Source organism: Caballeronia sp. SBC1 (assembly GCF_011493005.1).
GTDB lineage: Bacteria > Pseudomonadota > Gammaproteobacteria > Burkholderiales > Burkholderiaceae > Caballeronia.
Window position 1 is genome coordinate 3,116,509 of the sequence record NZ_CP049156.1, and the last position, 18,271, is coordinate 3,134,779.

Below are 18,271 nucleotides of genomic sequence, written 5' to 3' on the forward strand. Positions count from 1 at the left end.
GGCCCGCTCTGCTCCCATCGGCCGATGGTGCAGTGGAGGCGTTGCGGCCGTTACTCGGGTTAGCTAAGACTACCGTTCAAATATTGCAAAAAAATCTGAAATAAATAGAGAGGGCGGCGCTGAATCACCGGTGGTGAATGAACCACAAAATTCGATCAATTACGTTTTGAAACGACTTTTAAATGCCCCCCTCGCTGCGCGTCAGGAGCCGATAAGGCACCGCAAGCTTCGTCAGCACACCACGAGCGCTGCGATTGATTTTCACGCTGACTTATTTCATTCAAAAAATTGTTTCGAAAAGTAATAAATTCGGCGCCTTTCGGACCTCCCAGCGCATCCTCTTTGGGAATTACTTTTTAACATGTGGCCTTCGACTATTGATTATTTTCCGATTTGTTCTTTCATAGAATAAGCAAAGCGTAATGTTCGACCGTCGGACCCGAGTCGCTCGAGCCAACGGATTACGCTTCGCCACGCCACGGCCCAAGGTTGGGACAAGAATTGCCGATGTCCGAAGGTCATGCGCTGGCGTTCGGCAATTAATTGGCGATACCTCACATCCAGCGCCGGTCACGCCAGGCGTTGCGCCCCCTTGAAGCAGGGGCTACGTGATAAAATCGAGTATTAAATTAATGCAGAAAACGGCGGGAAAGCACCGTAGCGCTGGGCGCAGAGCGGAATTGCACATTCTCATGCGAAACGCCGTTTCGTCGTGGAATTCAACGCTGAGCGGCCGCATTGTCGGAAAACGGCAAGTAGCTGGCGTCACCGGACGAGGCATGCAGAATCATTCCCACCATGCCGCAACCCTTTGCGAAACAGCCGCCGCCTATATCAAGCGCAATGAACGACATAAAACATCCTGACGGCGGCAAACGCCGTCGCGCGCTCATCACGGGTCTTTCGGGCTTTACCGGACGCCATATGGCCGCGCGTCTGCTGGATGAAGGTTACGACGTGTGGGGCACGACTTCGCCCGCGTCCGAGCCCGACGTACCCGGCACGACCGGTGTTCCGCTCAACCTGCTTGATCTCGACGCGGTGCGCGCGTGCGTAAGCGACGCCCAACCCGATGTAGTGGTTCATCTCGCCGGTCTCGCGCACGTCACGGGCAACGCGCCCACGCAAAGTTATCTGGTCAACATCATGGGCTCGCGCAATCTGCTCGAAGCGTTGTCGCAACTCGACAAGAAACCGCGTGCCGTGCTGATGGCGAGTACATCGAACGTGTATGGCAATGCGAACGTGGAAATCATCGACGAAAACGTGCCGCTGAATCCCGGCAATGACTACGCAGTCAGCAAGCTCGCCATGGAGAACATGGCACGCTTGTGGCTCGATCGTCTGCCCGTCTTCTTCACGCGGCCGTTCAACTACACCGGCGTGGGTCAAGGCGAAGACTTCTTGTTGCCGAAGATCGTCAATCATCACGCACGTCATGAAGCACGCATGTCGCTTGGCAATCTGGCCGTGAGCCGCGATTTCTCCGATGTCCGCGACGTCGTCGAAGTCTATACACGGCTCCTGGAAGTCGCGCCGGCGGGCGAGGCATTCAATACATGCTCAGGCACCGGCCATTCGCTTGGCGAAATCCTGACCATGATGCAGCGTATCGCCGGATACAAGATCGATATTTTCGTCGATCCGCGCTTCATGCGGCGCAATGAGATTGCGAAGCTGGTCGGGTCGAACGTCAAGCTGCGGCGCGCGATTGGCCGCGTGCCCATCACGCCTATTTACGACACCCTTGAGTGGATGTTCAAACACGCGCGCGCGCAAGTCGAAGATGAAGCCGTGCAGAGTGCCGCAGTCGTCAGGACGTGACGTGGTTCGCGTGATCAGCGTTGACCGTATGACCAGAGACCAGATCATCCGCGGCTATTTGCAGTGACGTTTGCCGTTTGTAGATCTCCGCGATCCACTCTATAAACACCTTCACCCGCCGTGGCTGATGCCGGTTCGCCGCATACAGGATCGACACCACACGCGGATACGACGGATACGCCTGCAGCACTTCCCTCAGCGCGCCGCTTTCCAGATACGAAGACAGCGTATAGCTCGACGCCTGGATCAGCCCGAGGCCGGCGAGCCCGCACTCCACATACGAATCCGCATCATTGACCGCCAGTATTGCCTTGAGCGGAATGGTCTTGATTTCACCGTCCACCACGAACTCCCAGCTTCTCACGCGCCCGGTCTTGCTCACCAGATAATCCACGCACATGTGGTGCTCGAGATCCTCGAGTGTCCTGGGCTCGCCATATTTCTCAATATACGACGGTGCGGCCGCAGTGACCTGGGAATAGCGGCCGATCTGCTTTGCCACCAGGCCGATATCGCCAACCGCGCCCACGCGAATCACGCAATCCACGCCCGCCTCGATAATGTCGACCTGCTTGTCGGTCAGACTCATTTCCACACGGATATCCGGGTAGGCCGCAAAGAATTCGGGCAACGCGGAGATGATCGTGCTTTTCGCCATGAGCGCGGGCAGGCTGACGCGTACTGTGCCTTTCGGGCTCAGCTTCGAGCGTGACAGGACGGACTCCATGTCGTCCACTTCGCCGAGTACGCGTACGCATCGCTCGTAGTAGATCTCGCCGTCTTCCGTGATGCTGATGCTGCGGGTAGTGCGGTTCAGGAGGCGTGCGCCGAGGTGCGCTTCGAGTGCCTGGACGGTGCGGGAAACGCTCGCGGCAGGCAGGCGCAACGCGTCTGCGGCCTTGGAGAAACTGCCGCTCTCGACCACGCGTACGAAGACTTTCATTGCTAGAAAACGGTCCATGCCAGTCGGTCCCATTCTGGCCCGCAGATGTCAGGTATCTGGCTTTTTGCTGCTGCGCGGGCCTAAAGTGGGATAGTACGACGGTTTTGAGGGGTTCCGCTTGGAAGGCCGCGATCAAGGGTGCCGGATCGGATTACGGGTAACCTGGACTTACCGCTCGAAATCAATGCCCCGGGAGTGCTTTCAGGGCCAGACAGAACCCCCGGTGCGCACGAAAATCAATGCACTAACCCAACTTCAATCGCTTCGCTATAAACCGCCGCCACGCGCTTGGCGATTACCGGCGTGTCAAAATTTTCTCGCGCATAGATCCGGCACTCCTGCTCCGTCGGCAATTTCAGCGACCCATTCAGCCCACCAATCAAGCCATCGGCAATAGCATCCACCCCCGTCGACGGCAAAACAAGATTCGCCGATAAAGGTGCGACCGCCTCTGGCAAACCGCCCACCGGCGTCACCAGCACCGGCGTTCCTGAAGCAAGCGACTCCACCGTAATCAGCCCAAAACCCTCCAGCGCGACCGTCGGCACAATACTCACATCCGCCGCACGATACAGTGCCGCCAAGTGCCGGTCAGGCACAAAACCAAGCAGCCGAACATTGTCGTCGAGAGCGGCTTCGGTAATGCGCGCCTGCAACTCCTCAGCAAGACGCCCCTTCCCCGCGATCAACAGCAACACGTCAGGTTGCTTAGCCTTCACACGCTTCATCGCTTCGATCAGATCTTCAAGGCCCATCCGCCTCACCAGCCGCCGCACTGCGAGCACGACCGGCCGGTCCTGCGGCAACTGAAGCCGGCGACGAGCATCGGAACGGCTCAGCGGGACATTGAACTGCGAGACGTCGACACACCCCGGCACCACGCGAATCCGCTCCGCAGGAATGGCATAACGCGATTGCAATATTTCACCAAACGCTTCCGACAAAACAATCAGCCGCGACGAGCGCGCATACACCCGCTGCTCAAGCAAACGCTTGGTCCGCTGACCGATGGAATCAGCGCCCTCAACGTGGCTCTCATCCGCCCACGGTCCCTGGAAATGCGAGACCTGTGGAATGCCGCGCGTGACATCGAGGCCCGGGAAGGTATAAAGCGCGAAGTGCGACGAGACCACGTCGGGCCGCTCACGGCTCAACGACGCCCGCAACGCCCGGCGTGCAGCCATCAAGCGGCGCGGCAACGACTGCGCCGCCGGACCGAAGCCGCGAATGGCGCCTTCCGTGTCCGCCGCGACCCGCGCCGATCCCGCGACCACACCGCGTACCGTGACGCCCGCACCCGGCAGTGCGCCCACCAACGTGTGGTACATCCGGTCCAAACCGCCCGCACGCTCGGGAAACCAGTGCATTCCAATTTGCAGCGACTTGATGGCTTGCGTGCTCATGTCCACGACCCCGATCGAAATTGTTGATGGATAACGACAACCGCCAAATTGCTCATATAGGCGATGCGTGTGATTCGTTTGATTTGTTTGCCACGCCTGGCCGCACCGAATGGTGGGCACTGATCGTTGCGTTCTTCGTCAGCGCCACCGCTTTAGGCGCTCCGCCCTCGGTCTGCACTTCACCAGACGCCGCCGCGCCGGCCTGATTCGCAAAACCGCGATATAGATCCAGATACCGCCGCGCCATGCGCGCCCAGCCAAATTTGTCCGCCAGCCTCCGCGCAGCTTCACCCATTTCACGACGCAACTCAGGTGCATCAGCAAGCTTCGAGATCGCGCCCGCGAGCGCGGTGGCGTCGTCGGGATCGTCAAGCACAATGCCGCAGTCCGTGCCAATAATCTCCGCCCCACCCGCCGTCTTCGCGGTAATGATCGGCAGACCCGCCGCGAGCGCTTCCAGCAACGAGAGGCTCATCGCTTCGTAACGCGATGGGAATACGAAGGCATCGACGGAATGCATCAGCGTGGGCATGTTCTTCACCAGCCCCAGGAAATGCACGCGATCCGCAATGCCCAGCGCCTTGGCTTCATCGGGGTAAGGACTGCCCGGGAGATAACCCGCCACCACCAGATGCACGTGAGCTGGCAGTTGCACCAGCGCCTTCAGCACCGTGTCCAGATTCTTGCGCGGCGTGCGGAGGTCGCCAACGAACAGCAACAGGCAGGCATCGTCTCGCAGCCCGAATGATTTTCGGTCGGCGCCATTCACCCGAGCCGCACTGAACGCACTCGTATCCACGCCGTTATAGACCACCTCTATACGCTCACCGGCGGTACCGTTCGCGCGAATCTCGATAGCTACTTTCTCGGACACCGCGGCAATAACCTTCGACCGCTGATACGCCCAGTGTTCAAGCCGCGCATTCACGCGGCTATACAAGACCTGATACGCAGACCACAAGCCACCGGTGAGCTTGAACGGATAGTACGGACTGCGCAGCCAGCCGCCGTGTACGAAGTGGGCCGTATTCACGTCGGCTTTGGCCCACGATATAAAACCATTCACATGCAGGACGTCGTATTCATTCTTGTGCGCCCTAAGCCACAACCCCGTTTTCAACGCGAAGATCTGCTGCTTGAAAAGCTTGGTCGGCCAGAAACGTCCGACCTTGATCGCAACCCATCGCAAGCGCGCTTCGGAAGCAAGTTCCGGCGCAACGTGCGATGCCAGCAGCGTGACCTGATGGCCTTCCGCCAATGCGGCGCGCGCGATCTCGTAGTTCACGCGGCCTTGCCCGTCGTTGTGACGCACGACATGAGTGACGATGGCGATTCTCATCGGAGTGCCTTTGCAGGGAGGGAGTGTTCAAAAAGCGCTTGCTCTCGGCGGCGCCCGAGCCGCTGGTGATGGCGCGCCGCGAGGACCGAGCAAAGGCCCATGTAAAGGATCATTCCTCCAATAGACGTGAACGTGTTCGTGAACACCAGCATGCCGACAATCGCAAACGCAACGCTCAGGGAAGCCTGCGCATATTTGTCGTCGCGCAGCGAAAACGAAGCACGGAATGCACGCGCGAGCAGCAAGCCCAGGCCGGCCAGATACATCAGCGAACCTGGCCAGCCGAGCACGAACGGCACGTTCATCACGCCGCTGTCGAAGCTGCCGTATTTACCGAGATCGCCATTGGAGGTGGAGAGTTTCGTCGATGAACCGGTGGCGCCGAAACCTTCGCCGGAGACGTCGGTGAAGGCGGTTTTCGCGAACGACGCGTAGAACTCGTTGCGCGCGGCGTAGCTGTTGTCGTCGCTGAGATTGGTGATGGACTGCAAGCGCGTCGCCATCTTGTCGGCAATCGGCCCGAAGGTAAGCAGTGGCACGGAAAGTCCCGCCAGTACCACCGCGCCGACGAGTATCCGCACCCGCACCTTGTTGCTCGCCTTGATGATTTGCAGCACCATCGCGATGACCCAGCCGCCCCATGTCGAGCGGACCATGCACAGGCCAAACGAGATAAATCCGAGGCCACCCGCGACCCATCGCACGCTTTGCGTGCCTGCCATGGTGAAGGTGAGCGCGGCCATCATCGCAAGCGCGAACGGGCCGGAAGAATTCATGGTGCTAAAAACGCGCACGCCGAGCCGGACCGGATCGCCCTGCGAAGCCATTTGGGAACCGATCATCCACATGGCGTCCCAGGCCGGCATCAGGAAGAACTGCACGAGACCGTAGCCGCCCATGAACAGCATGCCCCAGATGAATGTGTCGAGAATCGCCTGGCGGTACTTCGGATATTCGCGAGCATGGACCATGATGTGAAAGCCGATCAGCACCGGATACAGCCACGCCGCGAGGTCATAGGTGGCCGCCATCGGCCCATTGGACATCACGCCGATCAGGTACGCGTAGGCCAGGCCCATGAAGATCAGGAGGAACGGCAGGCCGCGCCGCTCAGCCAGCACGCGGTAATGCCTGACCACGGTCAGCGCGCAGATCATGGTCACGACCACGGGCGCGATCTGGATCAGGCTGGTGGGCGTAAAACCGCCCTTCGCGAAGTCCGCGAGCCGACGCACTTCAGGACTGAGAAACCACTGCCACCAGACAAAACCGATGTAACGCGCTGGACTCTTGAAGTACAGCCATACTCCGACGGCCGTCGCCATGGCCGGGAAGCCGTACGTCAACGCCGTTCCTTGATGCGCCAAGATAAGCAGCAGCGTGAACGTCCAGAAGCCGCTTTGCGGCACCCAATGTTTCGGGTCGTCGCGGAACAGGCCGAGAAAACCGGCGCGCAGGGGCTTGCCACTGTTCTCGATCAGATCGGCCAGATACTTCGGCGTGCGGGGAACGGCCGGGGAGCTCATGGATCAGTTCACCCGGCGTTGAGGAGCAGCATTGCCAAGCTCGGCATGCAGCGTGGTTTCTGAGGGACGCATGGACATATCCATGCGCCGAGTCCTCATGAACTCCTGCGTGATGCGGACATGCTGCAGCGCGAACTGGCGCGTCGTGTAATCGCGTGCGGCGAAGTGACGGCTCGCCGCCTGCGCACGCTGCAGTGCAAGTGCGGGATTGGCAACTATCGTGTCGAGCGTGCGCTGCAACGCGGGAACGTCGTACGGCGGCACATAAAACACATGCTCGGGGCCGAAGTAATCGCGCAAGGAACCAACATCGGAGACGATCACCGGCTTGCCCAGCGCCACCGCTTCCAGCACCACCGTTATGCCTGAGACATGCGAGTTCGGGCGCAGCGGCACCACGACCACGTCAGCCCAGTCATACAGTTCGCGCGCCGCTTTCAGGCCGAGTGCCGGCGCGATTTTCACGTTGCTTGCATGCAGCGCTTTCGATACCCGTCGACGCGTCGCAATCCGCACTTCATGCGCCGGGTTTTGCCGGAACGCCCGAACAAGCGACTCCCAGTCGCGGTCGCGATCGTTGCCAATCGCAGCGATTCGCACCGGCGTATGCGGTTGCCAGGCAGTCGGCTCTTGCATCGGAAAGTCGATCGGGTTGATACCGTAGAACACCTGCTCCACATCGCGCTTGAAATATTCCCGCGCCATTTGTGCGTTCTCGCTCGCGTGCGTGGTCAGGACATCGGCACGGGCGAGCAACTTTTTGTACACCCACTTCCTGAGCGCACCGTAACCCGCCCACTTGTCGACAAGCCATACGCTTTGCGCGAGCAACATAGGATTGCCGCGAGCGCGGCCTTTCAAAAGCAGCAACAACGCCGCCGATAAATGCTCGGCCTCGGTATGCGTCCAGACTACATCGGCGTTGAGAATCTCCTCACGATTGCGCCACGTGTGGATGAAGTCGAAGCCGAGCGCCGCCTTCAATCCACGCCGCGCGAGTCGCACGAACTTGTTCTCGGGTTCGTCGCGCGAATACGTCAGCGTCAACTCCGGTGACTCTGCATGGTGATAACCGTACAGGCAGCCGATATTCTCCCCTTTGCGGTAAAACCGCGGATCTGTGCCGTAGAACAAATGCACGTGAACCTTGGTCGCTTGCATACGGGAAACCTCCGCGTCGACGTGATGTTGTGAGTTCCGGACCCGCGCTACGCGGCTCATGCGGCTTTCGCGCCGTCGCTGCGGCCGCGCATGGCGAGCACATAGGCTGCTGGCTCGTGCTGCGCGTCGCGGCGAGCGTCCTGTGCACCTTTGCGCATCGCGCGATAACGCGCCCAGCAGGCTGTATCGCGGGTGCGGGCAAGGGCAAGCAGCGCATGCGCGAAGCCGGGCATCGCACGGGTGCCAATGGCGGCGTACCAGTACCACGCCACATGCCGCGCGACCGGACCCAAATGCTCGCGCAATACCAGATGCAGGTTGTATGCGGTGTCGGTGAGCGCTCCAAGGGTCTGCGCATCGCGGCCGTTGTCATCGAAACGTTCAGCGGGAAAATGATCGACCGCCACGCGCGGATCGTAGACCATCTTCCACCCCGTGCGCCGCACGCTCAGGCTAAATGAGAGGTCGTTGCAAGGCTGCGCGCCCTTGCCGCGCAGACGCGTATCGAAGCGCAATCCGCCCACCGCCGAGCGTCGATAAATCATGTTCGCGCCCTTCAGCAGCGAGACCGCTCGCGGCGCGCCCACACCCAGATGATGGTTGCCGCAGATCTTGCCGGTGCGACGGATCACCCCGACTTCCGACCGCTCGCCATCAAGCAGCGCCCCGCGTTCGAACACCCAGTCACGACCGCCGAGCGCACCAAGCGTTTGATCATTGCTGAAGGCTTGATCAATTCGCGCCAGCCAGTCGACACGCGGCGCGGCGTCGTCGTCGGTAATCGCGATGATGTCGCCACGCGCCGCATCAAGTCCGCGGTTCAGCGCCGCGACCTGGCCACCCAAACCGGTCTCGATCACGCGCAGCAGGAACGGATTGTTCGCGGCCAGCTCTGATTCAAGCGCGCGATGCGTTGCATCGTCTTCGGGACGCGCGACGACCAGCACTTCGTCCGCCGGACGCGCCTGCGCGCGCAACGCGTCGAGGCAACGCTTCAGGTCGGCGGGACGACGGTATGTGGGCACCATCACGGAGATGGTCAGGGTCGGGGTCGGGGTCGATGTCATGCAGCGCTCCGCTCGCGTTCAAACATTCAGGTAGTCTTCGACCGCTGCATAGTGTCCGCGGTTATAACCACGCGAACGTGCCGGCATGCCGTTCATGATTGCGCCGTGCAGCGGAATACCCGCTGAGCGCAGGCGCCGGATTGCATCGGAGATTTCCATTTCGTTGTGCGCGCCTGAGCGCATCACGAGGAAGTTCGTTCCCGAGAGCTTGCCGATAATCGACGCGTCCGTGACGGCAAGCACCGGCGGAGTATCGATGAAAACTACGTCGTACACACGCCCCAGGCCATCGAGATATTGCTGCAAGCGCGGCGACATCAACAGCTCCGACGGATTCTCCGGACGCTTGCCCGCAGGCATGAAACTCAGGAATGGCGTGCGCGTGGTGCGGATGGCCTGCTCGAGTCCGATCGTGCCGGCAAGCAATTCCGCCAAGCCATTTGCTCGCTCCAGACCAAACGAACGTTCCAGCTTGCCGCGTCGCATGTCGGCGTCGATCAACAGCACTTTCTTGCCCGACGCCGCGAGCAACACAGCGAGGTTCACCGCGAGAAAGCTCTTGCCAACGCCCGACGCCGGGCCTGTCAGCATCACCGTATGATTGCGCGCTTCCATCAGCGTGAATTGCAGCGACGTACGCAGGCTGCGCATGATTTCCACGCAGACATCGTTCGGACGCATGGTCGCGAGAATTGGCGAGACACGGTCACGATCACGCTCCGTGCGCTTCGCTTCGGCATCGAGCTTCACCTGCTCCGTGCTCATGGGAATGAGACCGATCAGCGGCAGACCTGCCAGGCGCTCGACCTTGTCCGGGTCCACGATGCCCGCGAACATGGCGCGGCGCAGGAACACGAGGCCAGTCCCGAGGATCAGGCCAAGAATCACAGCCGCCGACATGATGAGGAATTTCTTTGGCTTGATCGGCGCACCCGGGCGCAGCGCGGCATCGACAATATGCACGTTGCCGCCCGTCCCCGCCTTCTGCACAGACAGTTCCTGCACGCGATTCAGCAGCAGCACGTAGATGTCTTCGGCCACCTTCGCATCGCGTTGCAGCGACACCGCTTTTACTTCGGAGGCCGGAAGATTCTTGAAGCGTTCGCTGAAATGCGCACGTTCAGCTTCCAGTTCGCTAAGCTGCTGCTGCGCGACGATCAGCGCCGGATGACTGCTTTCGAAGCGCTGGTTCAACGTGGCGATCTGAAGTTTCAATGCGGAAATCTGCGCTTCGTAGGTGATGCTGCCTTCGAGATATACCTTCGCTTCGTCGCTTGCGTTGATCGAACCGGACTGGCTCTGATATTCCGTCAGCGCAGCTTCGGCATGTTCGAGATCACCCTTCAGCCGCGGTTGTTCGCTCTTCAGGAACGCGAGCATTTTTTCCGCATCGGCCTGCTTGCTTTCAATGTGCTGAAGCAGGTACGAATCGGCCAGCGCATTCGCAATTTCCGCCGCGCGCGCCGGGTCGCCGTTCTCGAGCGAGATCTGGATCACGCCCGTCGACTTGCCTTGCTCCACGACCGTAATGCCCGACTGAAATGCGGCGATGGCATCGAGGTCATTGGCCCGTATCACCACGAAGCGCGTACCGGGACGCGCCACCAGTTTCGTGACGTCGATAGATACGCCATTGCCCTTCGCCGTCTCACCCACACGGCCTTCGAGCAGCGGCACACCTTCAGGTGTCGCCAGCGAATAACGGTCGTTGCCAAGCGCGGTCATGGTCAGCTTCACGCCTTCCAGCGACTGCACCACTTCAATTGAATCGACCGTGGCCTGTTCGCCGCCCCACGCATACGAGGTCATGCCGAACCAAGGCTTAGCCGGCTTCCCCGAGGTCGCGAGCCGCTCAGCAATGCTGCCGAGCACGGGCACGGTCATCGGGCTCACCGAGAAGTTGAGCTTGCACTGCGTAACGACCGGTGCGACCACACCCCGGCTCTTGATGATCTCGATCTCGGCGTCGGTTGGCAGCGCGCCCGACGAATTGCCGATCGTGGCGCCCGTCTGCGTTTGCGTAAGCGCTTGCGACGTGTTGTCGGACTGCTCAACGCGGACGTGCGCATCGGCGGAATAAACCGGCTTCGCGACGTAGCAGTAACCGGCCGCGGCGAGAATGATGAACGCCGCGGTACCGATCAGCCACCAGATGTCGTCGAGGACCACCTGCAGCAACTGCCCGAGGACGACGTCCTCTTCTTCGGTCTTGCCCTGATAGGAATGTGCTGGCGTGCTCACGATTCAATCCCTGTTGGTTTGATGCATTCGACGATCTGGAAAGCGTTCATCGCGTCAGTTCCTTCAGGTAGAAGAGTGTCTGCAAGGTCGGCAGAACCTGGTTGACCATGCGGTTGAACTGGACGGCGCCAGCCGTGCCCACATACACCACGTCGAGCGGGTGAAGCTGGAATTGCGCGGACAGCAGCAGCGAGTCCGGTTGCGTCAAATCGAGCCGGTAGATCTCGGGGGACGCTGGCTTGTCACGCGCGCCGCGCACCACGTAGATCTGCCGAGCGTTTGCGTCGGTATCCAGGATGCCGCCGGCTTGCGTCAGCGCGTCGGCAATCGTCAGGCGGCCTTTCATCATCGAAACAGGCAACGGCGTCTTGACTTCGCCCATCACGAACACGCGGCTGTCGGTACGATCCGGTACATTCACGATGTCGCCCGACTGCAGCATCACATTCTGCGAAATCTCGCCGCGATCAAGCACGCCGTCGGCGTCAAGCACGTAGAGTTTGCCGTTGCGCGTGAGGCGCACGCGCTGCAGATCGGCGTCGGCGTTCGTGCCTCCCGAACGCGTGATTGCGTCGACCAGCGTAAGCGGCACGTCGCTCATCGCGAGCGGTCCGGGCGTCTTCACCTCGCCGGTGACTGAGACCTTCTGGCTGCGATAAGCAAGCACGCGAACATCGACCTGCGGTTTCTTCAGGTACGGCGACAAGCCCGCCGCGAGTTGATCGCGAATCTCGCCGGCCGTTTTGCCCGCAACGTGCATCTTGCCAACGAACGGGAAGTAGATCGTGCCGTCAGGCGAGACCGTCTGCCCGAACGGATCGGCCTGCCCGGGCAACGCAGTGGTGTATGGCTGCGCGAGCGCGCCAGCGATCGTTTGCGTGGTGTTGCCGCCCGCCGACAAGGTCTGCCCCTGCTGCGTGGTGAGCTCCGGGTGATCCCATATCGTGATGCCGATCACGTCTTGCGGCGCCAGGCGATACACGTATTGCGCCGGGTCCGCAAAACGCGCGGGTGGCAGCGCCGCTGCCGGGCCCGGCCGGTTCTGCTGCATGATCACGTCCGCCGTGATCAAGTGCACGGAATAGGTCGCGGTCGGCGTGGCGTCGGAATCGTTCAGGCGCGACGTGTCCAGGTTGTAACCTGGCAACGCGCCGCAAGCCGACAAAAAAGTCGCCAGCGAAAAGACCACGGAAACAGATAAAGCTAGAGACCGGTTCACCATATTTTATTCAGCCATCCCTGGACCAGACGTTCAATTAGCCCGAAGCTCTCGCGATAGGCAACTTCGTGGCCGCCGTATGGATCGGCCACTTCAGAGTCTTCCCACTTGCCGAGCAGATGGACCTTGCCGCGTGTGTGCGGCGCCATCTGTTCAATCGCGGCAATCTGTTTTCTTTCAGGCACGAGAATCAACTCGGCCGCGCGCGCCATGGACTCGTCGAGCCGGCGCGCGGAGTGTCCCGATGAATCGACATCGCGCTCCGCCAGCAAGCGGTACATCGTTGGATCGATGTCGCGGCCTTCTTTCGCAAAGAGGCCGGCGGAGCGGAATTCGATCGAACGTCTCGCGTCTTGCTCCGCCAACTTGCCGGCATAATCGCGGAACAGCATTTCCGCGGCAGGGCTTCGGCAAACATTCGCATGGCAGACAATCAAGACGCTTCGAAACATAGGTTGTGTCCGTTAAAGCGGCGCAGTCGCGGCGTCGGGTCCTTCAACCGAAGCCGCGCTCGCAGTGCCTGGGTGTGTCGATATCGTTTTTATTGAGCAGCGGGTCTTGCCAGCCTGTTCAGGCTGCTACCGGAGCCTTCACCGGTTGCCGTACACCACGTCCAATTGCGTGATACTCCACGCCGATCTCGTTCATGGTTTCCGGCTCGTAGAGATTGCGGCCGTCGAAGATAAGCGGGGTCTTCAGGCGGCGTTTCATGCCGTCGAAGTCCGGGCTCTTGAACACCTTCCACTCCGTCACAATGATCAATGCGTCGGCGTTGTCCAGGGCTTCGGTGTGATCGTTCGCGTAGCTCAGGCGAGCGAGCAGCGCGGGCGTATCGCGCAGATCGAGCGCGATCACGCGGCGTGCTTCGTCGGTTGCGACCGGATCGTACGCGCTGATTGACGCGCCGCGTTCCAGCAATGCCGCGATCAATACCCGGCTGGGAGCATCACGCATGTCGTCGGTATTCGGCTTGAATGCGAGGCCCCACAGCGCGAACTTCTTGCCGCGCAGATCATCGCCCAGCCGGGCTACGATCTTGTTGGCAAGCGTCTGTTTCTGCGCCTCGTTCACCGACGTCACGGCCTTCAGGATTTCCATCTGCTCGTCGTACTCGCCCGCCGTCTGGATCAACGAACGTACGTCCTTGGGAAAGCACGAGCCGCCATAACCGCAACCCGCATACAGGAAGTCGTAGCCAATGCGCGGATCGGAGCCAATACCGCGACGTACCGCTTCAATATCCGCACCCACACGATCCGCAAAATTCGCGAGCTCGTTCATGAACGAGATGCGTGTGGCGAGCATGGCGTTGGCCGCGTACTTGGTGAATTCCGCCGAGCGCACGTCCATGTAAAGCGTACGTTCGTGATTGCGGTTGAACGGCGAATACAGGCGTTTCATGCGTTCGCGGGCGCGTTCGCCGGGTACGTCGTCATCGCAGCCCAAAACGATCCGGTCGGGCCGCGTGAAGTCGTCGATAGCCGCGCCTTCCTTCAGGAACTCGGGGTTTGAAACCACCGAGAACATGTGCGGCTCACCACGTGTAGCAAGCTCCTGATCGATCACCGCCTTCACGCGACGCGCCGTGCCGACCGGCACGGTGGACTTGTCGACGATCACCTTGAAGTTGTTCATATAACGGCCGATGTCACGCGCTGCGGCCAGCACGTACTGCAGGTCGGCGGAGCCGTCCTCATCGGAGGGCGTACCCACTGCAATGAACAGCACGTCGCCGTGTTCGACCGCAGCCTTGACGTCGGTGGAAAAGCTGAGGCGTCCTGCCGCACGATTGCGCGCGATGACTTCCTGCAGGCCTGGCTCGTGGATTGGCACGCCACCGCCGTTCAGGATCGCGATCTTGCGTTCGTCGAGATCGAGGCACAGCACGTCGTTACCGATGTCGGCCAGACACGCGCCCGTCACGAGGCCTACATAGCCGCTACCGATGATGGTGAGTTTCATAGCACGCGCTCCAGGGTTGGCAAATTATTCAAAGCGTTTTTAACGAGGTTCTTAGTAAGCATTCGCACCAGCAAAACCCTTCCACAAAGTCATGGCGACAATCTTCATGTCGAGTCCAAAGGTCCAGTGCTGCATGTAGTACAGGTCGAGTTTCACGCGCCCCATCATCTTTTCGATGCGATCGGTCTCGCCGCGAAAACCATTCACTTGCGCCCAGCCGGTAATGCCGGGTTTGATGCGATACCGGTACATGTACCCCTTAACGAGATCCTTGTAGATGTCGTCGTGTTCGAGCGCATGGGGACGCGGACCAACCACCGACATCTCGCCCCTTAGCACGTTGATGAACTGCGGCAACTCATCCAGGCTCGTGCGGCGAAGGAACGCTCCCACGCGTGTCACGCGCTTGTCGCCCTTCTTCGCCTGCGTGACGTGACCCGCGGTTTCCTTGTGAACCCTCATCGAGCGAAACTTGTAGATCTCGAACTCGTTACCGTCTATGCCCTTGCGCTTCTGCTTGAAGAACACCGGCCCGGGTGAAGACATCTTCACGGCCACCGCGAGCACGATCAGCAACGGCGCGAGGCACAGCAGAACGCCTGCGGCGAACAGGCGGTCGAACACCCGCTTCGGCAACACCTTGAGGTCCGTGATCGGCGACGCAGCCAGGTTGATGGCCGGCACACCCAGCAGGTCGACGACCGCGTGGTTGAAGAACGACAGGCTGCGCACGTCCGGGATGAAGCGGATATTCACGAAGTCGTCGCGGAACTCCGTGACGAGCTTGTTGATGGTCCGCTCCTGCGAAATCGGCAGCGCCAGCCATAACTCGCGGATCGCACGTCCGCGCACGAGCAGCGTGAGATCGCCCAGATCGCGGCTTACCGGGACGCCGGCAAGCGTGACTTCCGGGAAGGTTTCATCGAACACATAGACTGGGCTGAAACCTGCTTCGGGGCGGCTGCGCATCTGCTCGATCAGGAACTCCCCGTAAGGCGCCGCGCCCACAATGGCGACCGCTTTCTGGTTAAAACCTTCGCGACGAATTGACTTGAGCGTCGCGTGCACAATAGCCTTCGATAACATCAGCAAGGCCGCTGTCACCGCGCCCCAATACAGCAGCCACATACGTGACAGCAAATCTGCGCGATGCACGCTGAAGGTCAGCAGCACGCCCGCGCCTTCCACCATCAGCCACGCCAGCGTCACGCGCCACAGCAGGTCATACACGGGCTTGCCGCGCCACGATTGGTATATGCCGAACGACGGGAACGTCATGATCACCAGCACGCAATTGAACGCGAGCAGCGTGCTTTGCATGTCGTCGAGCCAGACGGCATTTCCCGCGTGCAGCGACGCGGCCAGCAGCGCGCCCAGCGCCACCATTGCAATGTCGATCATTCTCGAAAGCACGCTCAACATGTAAGACACCTCGGGTGGGAAGACACGGTCTGCTCAGGTCTCGCTTCAGCATCAGCTTCGGCTTCAGCTTCACTCATTCGCTTGGGCAAGACAGGAAGCAAAGGCGGAGAAACGAGACGGTCCGTCGCCTTGGTACATACCCGTATGAGGCTGGAATTAAATTCGTGCTGCAACCGCAAAATAATGCGGAGTTTAATTTGCGCTTTTCCGCGTATTTATTTTTGTCACGAAACGGCGCAACGGTGACAACGGAGCCACAGTGGAACAGCAGCGGCATTGTAGATGCGCCGCGCTGGTGGATTTTTTTCAAGATGTTACCGATCGCCCAGACCCTTATGGATCAAGGCGATCAGCCGAATTTTAAGCAATTAATTTTCGAGAAAAAATTCCGGAAAAGTAAGAAAAAAATTCAATCACTCATATTCGTTACGTTTAATGACCAAGTTACCGATTTGAGTATGTCGAGTGATTATTTTTTGGTTTTTTGATTTATCCGCTATTTACTACGTGCTAAAAATTGTAATACCCGATCAAGCTCAAGGAGCTCCCTCGTCATGTCCGCTCTCGACACAACAACTATCACCACTCCACTCACGCCTGCCGCAACTGAAACGAAGCTCAGGATCCAGCCGGTCATCCTGGCCGGTGGCGCAGGCACACGCCTGTGGCCCATGTCACGCGAGCACTTCCCCAAGCAGCTGATTGGTTTGATCGGTGACCAGTCACTGCTGCAATCCACCGCACAGCGTCTCGATGGCCTGACCTACGGCACCGCGCGTATTGACGACGCAATCATCGTGTGTGGTGAAGATCATCGCTTTACGACCGCCGACCAGTTGCGAGCCGGCGGCAGGCGCGCGCATCTCGTCCTTGAGCCGCTTGCGCGCAATACGGCGCCGGCGCTGACGGTTGCTGCCATGCACGCGATGCCGGCCGGCGAGGACGCTATCCTTGTGGTGATGCCCGCAGATCATGTTGTTACGGATACCGAAGCGTTTCACAAGGCGATTGGCGCAGGTGCCAAGTGCGCGCAGGACGGTGCGATTGTCACCATGTGCATCGTGCCAACGCATGCGGAAACAGGCTACGGCTACATCAAGGTCGGCCAGCAGATGCTTAGCTCGAGTGCATGGCAACTCGAGAAGTTCGTGGAGAAGCCGCATCTCGAACTCGCGCGACAGTACGTCAGCTCCGGCGAATACTGGTGGAACGCAGGGATTTTTATCGTACGTGCGTCGGTATGGCTCAAGGCCATCGCACATTTCCAACCTGCTATCTACACCGCCTGCCGCGCCGCTTGCGATGCCGGCACGCACGACGGCGAGTTCTTCCGGCTCGACAAGCAGGCGTTCGCGGCCTCGCCATCGGACTCTATCGACTACGCCGTCATGGAGCAGTTGGCCAACGACCAGAGCGTCTGCTCGGGTGCCGTGGTGCCGTTGAACGCGGGTTGGTCCGACGTAGGCTCGTGGGATGCAATCTGGAAGATCCTGCCGAAGGACGGCGAAGAAAACGTTGCGCGCGGCCGGGTGATGTTCCAGGGCGCGACATCCACGTATGCGCATTCCGAAGGGCGGCTGATCGCGTGCGTGGGAACGCACAACCTGGTGATCGTGGAAACGGCGGATGCCATTCTCGTCGCGGACAAGGAGTGCGTGCAGGACGTGAAGGCCATCGTCGGGCGCATCAAGGCAGAGCAAGGCAAAGAGGCCGCGGATCATCGCAAGGTGCATCGGCCGTGGGGCCATTACGATTCCATCGATAACGGCGAGCGCTTCCAGGTCAAGCGGATCGTGGTGAAACCGGGCGCGCGGCTGTCATTGCAAATGCATCATCACCGCGCCGAACACTGGGTCGTGGTGCGGGGCACGGCGCTGGTCACACGCGGCACCGAGACGTTTATTCTCGCGGAAAACGAATCGACTTACATTCCGATTGGCGTCCAGCACCGCCTCGAAAACCCGGGCAAGATGCCGCTTGAAATGATCGAGGTGCAGTCGGGCACGTATCTGGGCGAAGACGATATCGTCCGTTTCGACGACAAGTACGGCCGGCAATAAAAAACGCTGTGCGGCCCGTGATTACATGCGCCGCACAGCGTTCGAGTCAAAGCCATCGAGTCAAACCAGACAGAGCGGAAGAGACGTGGTCCCGTGCACTATTC

At 60.1% G+C, this 18,271-nt stretch carries 14 protein-coding genes; 3 read left to right on the plus strand and 11 right to left on the minus strand.

Annotation, left to right across the window (positions count from 1 at the left end; genetic code table 11):
- Window positions 1-843 precede the first annotated feature (843 nt).
- Window positions 844-1,824, plus strand: coding sequence for a GDP-mannose 4,6-dehydratase (locus tag SBC1_RS13825; protein ID WP_165988137.1), 981 nt, complete (start codon window positions 844-846; stop codon window positions 1,822-1,824).
- Here SBC1_RS13825 and SBC1_RS13830 read toward each other — a convergent pair.
- The 11 genes from SBC1_RS13830 to SBC1_RS13880 all read right to left on the minus strand — a co-directional run bounded on the left by SBC1_RS13830 (window position 1,814) and on the right by SBC1_RS13880 (window position 16,107).
- The gene (locus SBC1_RS13830; protein ID WP_165988139.1) at window positions 1,814-2,785 is read right to left on the minus strand and encodes a LysR family transcriptional regulator; all 972 of its coding nucleotides are present in this window, start codon (window positions 2,783-2,785) and stop codon (window positions 1,814-1,816) included. The genes SBC1_RS13825 and SBC1_RS13830 overlap by 11 nt on opposite strands.
- A 218-nt stretch (window positions 2,786-3,003) precedes the next feature.
- The gene (locus tag SBC1_RS13835; RefSeq protein ID WP_165988141.1) at window positions 3,004-4,170 is read right to left on the minus strand and encodes a glycosyltransferase family 4 protein; all 1,167 of its coding nucleotides are present in this window, start codon (window positions 4,168-4,170) and stop codon (window positions 3,004-3,006) included.
- Between the two features lie 52 nt (window positions 4,171-4,222).
- On the minus strand, window positions 4,223-5,509 hold the full coding sequence (locus SBC1_RS13840) for a glycosyltransferase family 4 protein (protein WP_165988143.1): 1,287 nt from the start codon (window positions 5,507-5,509) through the stop codon (window positions 4,223-4,225).
- Window positions 5,506-7,035 (minus strand): glucose-6-phosphate isomerase, encoded by a 1,530-nt coding sequence (locus SBC1_RS13845; protein ID WP_243830223.1) that lies wholly within the window; start codon window positions 7,033-7,035, stop codon window positions 5,506-5,508. The genes SBC1_RS13840 and SBC1_RS13845 overlap by 4 nt, the downstream gene beginning before the upstream one ends.
- 3 nt (window positions 7,036-7,038) lie before the next feature.
- Window positions 7,039-8,196 carry a glycosyltransferase gene (locus SBC1_RS13850; protein ID WP_165988145.1) on the minus strand — a complete coding sequence of 386 codons (1,158 nt, stop codon included), beginning with the start codon at window positions 8,194-8,196 and terminating at the stop codon, window positions 7,039-7,041.
- A 56-nt stretch (window positions 8,197-8,252) separates the two neighbouring features.
- Window positions 8,253-9,239, minus strand: a complete 987-nt coding sequence (locus SBC1_RS13855) for a glycosyltransferase family 2 protein (RefSeq protein ID WP_165988876.1) — start codon at window positions 9,237-9,239, stop codon at window positions 8,253-8,255.
- 42 nt (window positions 9,240-9,281) lie between these two features.
- Window positions 9,282-11,504 (minus strand): polysaccharide biosynthesis tyrosine autokinase, encoded by a 2,223-nt coding sequence (locus tag SBC1_RS13860; RefSeq protein ID WP_165988147.1) that lies wholly within the window; start codon window positions 11,502-11,504, stop codon window positions 9,282-9,284.
- Between the two features lie 46 nt (window positions 11,505-11,550).
- Window positions 11,551-12,726, minus strand: coding sequence for a polysaccharide biosynthesis/export family protein (locus SBC1_RS13865; protein WP_165988149.1), 1,176 nt, complete (start codon window positions 12,724-12,726; stop codon window positions 11,551-11,553).
- The gene (locus SBC1_RS13870; protein ID WP_165988151.1) at window positions 12,720-13,175 is read right to left on the minus strand and encodes a low molecular weight protein-tyrosine-phosphatase; all 456 of its coding nucleotides are present in this window, start codon (window positions 13,173-13,175) and stop codon (window positions 12,720-12,722) included. Before SBC1_RS13870 ends, SBC1_RS13865 begins: the two co-directional genes overlap by 7 nt.
- 118 nt (window positions 13,176-13,293) lie before the next feature.
- The gene (locus SBC1_RS13875) at window positions 13,294-14,685 is read right to left on the minus strand and encodes a UDP-glucose/GDP-mannose dehydrogenase family protein (protein WP_165988153.1); all 1,392 of its coding nucleotides are present in this window, start codon (window positions 14,683-14,685) and stop codon (window positions 13,294-13,296) included.
- A 51-nt stretch (window positions 14,686-14,736) separates the two neighbouring features.
- Window positions 14,737-16,107, minus strand: a complete 1,371-nt coding sequence (locus SBC1_RS13880) for an undecaprenyl-phosphate glucose phosphotransferase (RefSeq protein WP_165988154.1) — start codon at window positions 16,105-16,107, stop codon at window positions 14,737-14,739.
- A gap of 164 nt (window positions 16,108-16,271) precedes the next feature.
- On the opposite strand from SBC1_RS13880, the gene SBC1_RS13885 reads away from it, so the two are divergent.
- Window positions 16,272-16,595, plus strand: coding sequence for a hypothetical protein (locus SBC1_RS13885; protein WP_165988156.1), 324 nt, complete (start codon window positions 16,272-16,274; stop codon window positions 16,593-16,595).
- Window positions 16,596-16,661: 66 nt separating this feature from the next.
- Window positions 16,662-18,167: a mannose-1-phosphate guanylyltransferase/mannose-6-phosphate isomerase gene (locus SBC1_RS13890; protein ID WP_165988158.1), complete on the plus strand. Its 1,506-nt coding sequence runs from the start codon at window positions 16,662-16,664 to the stop codon at window positions 18,165-18,167.
- Window positions 18,168-18,271 lie beyond the last annotated feature (104 nt).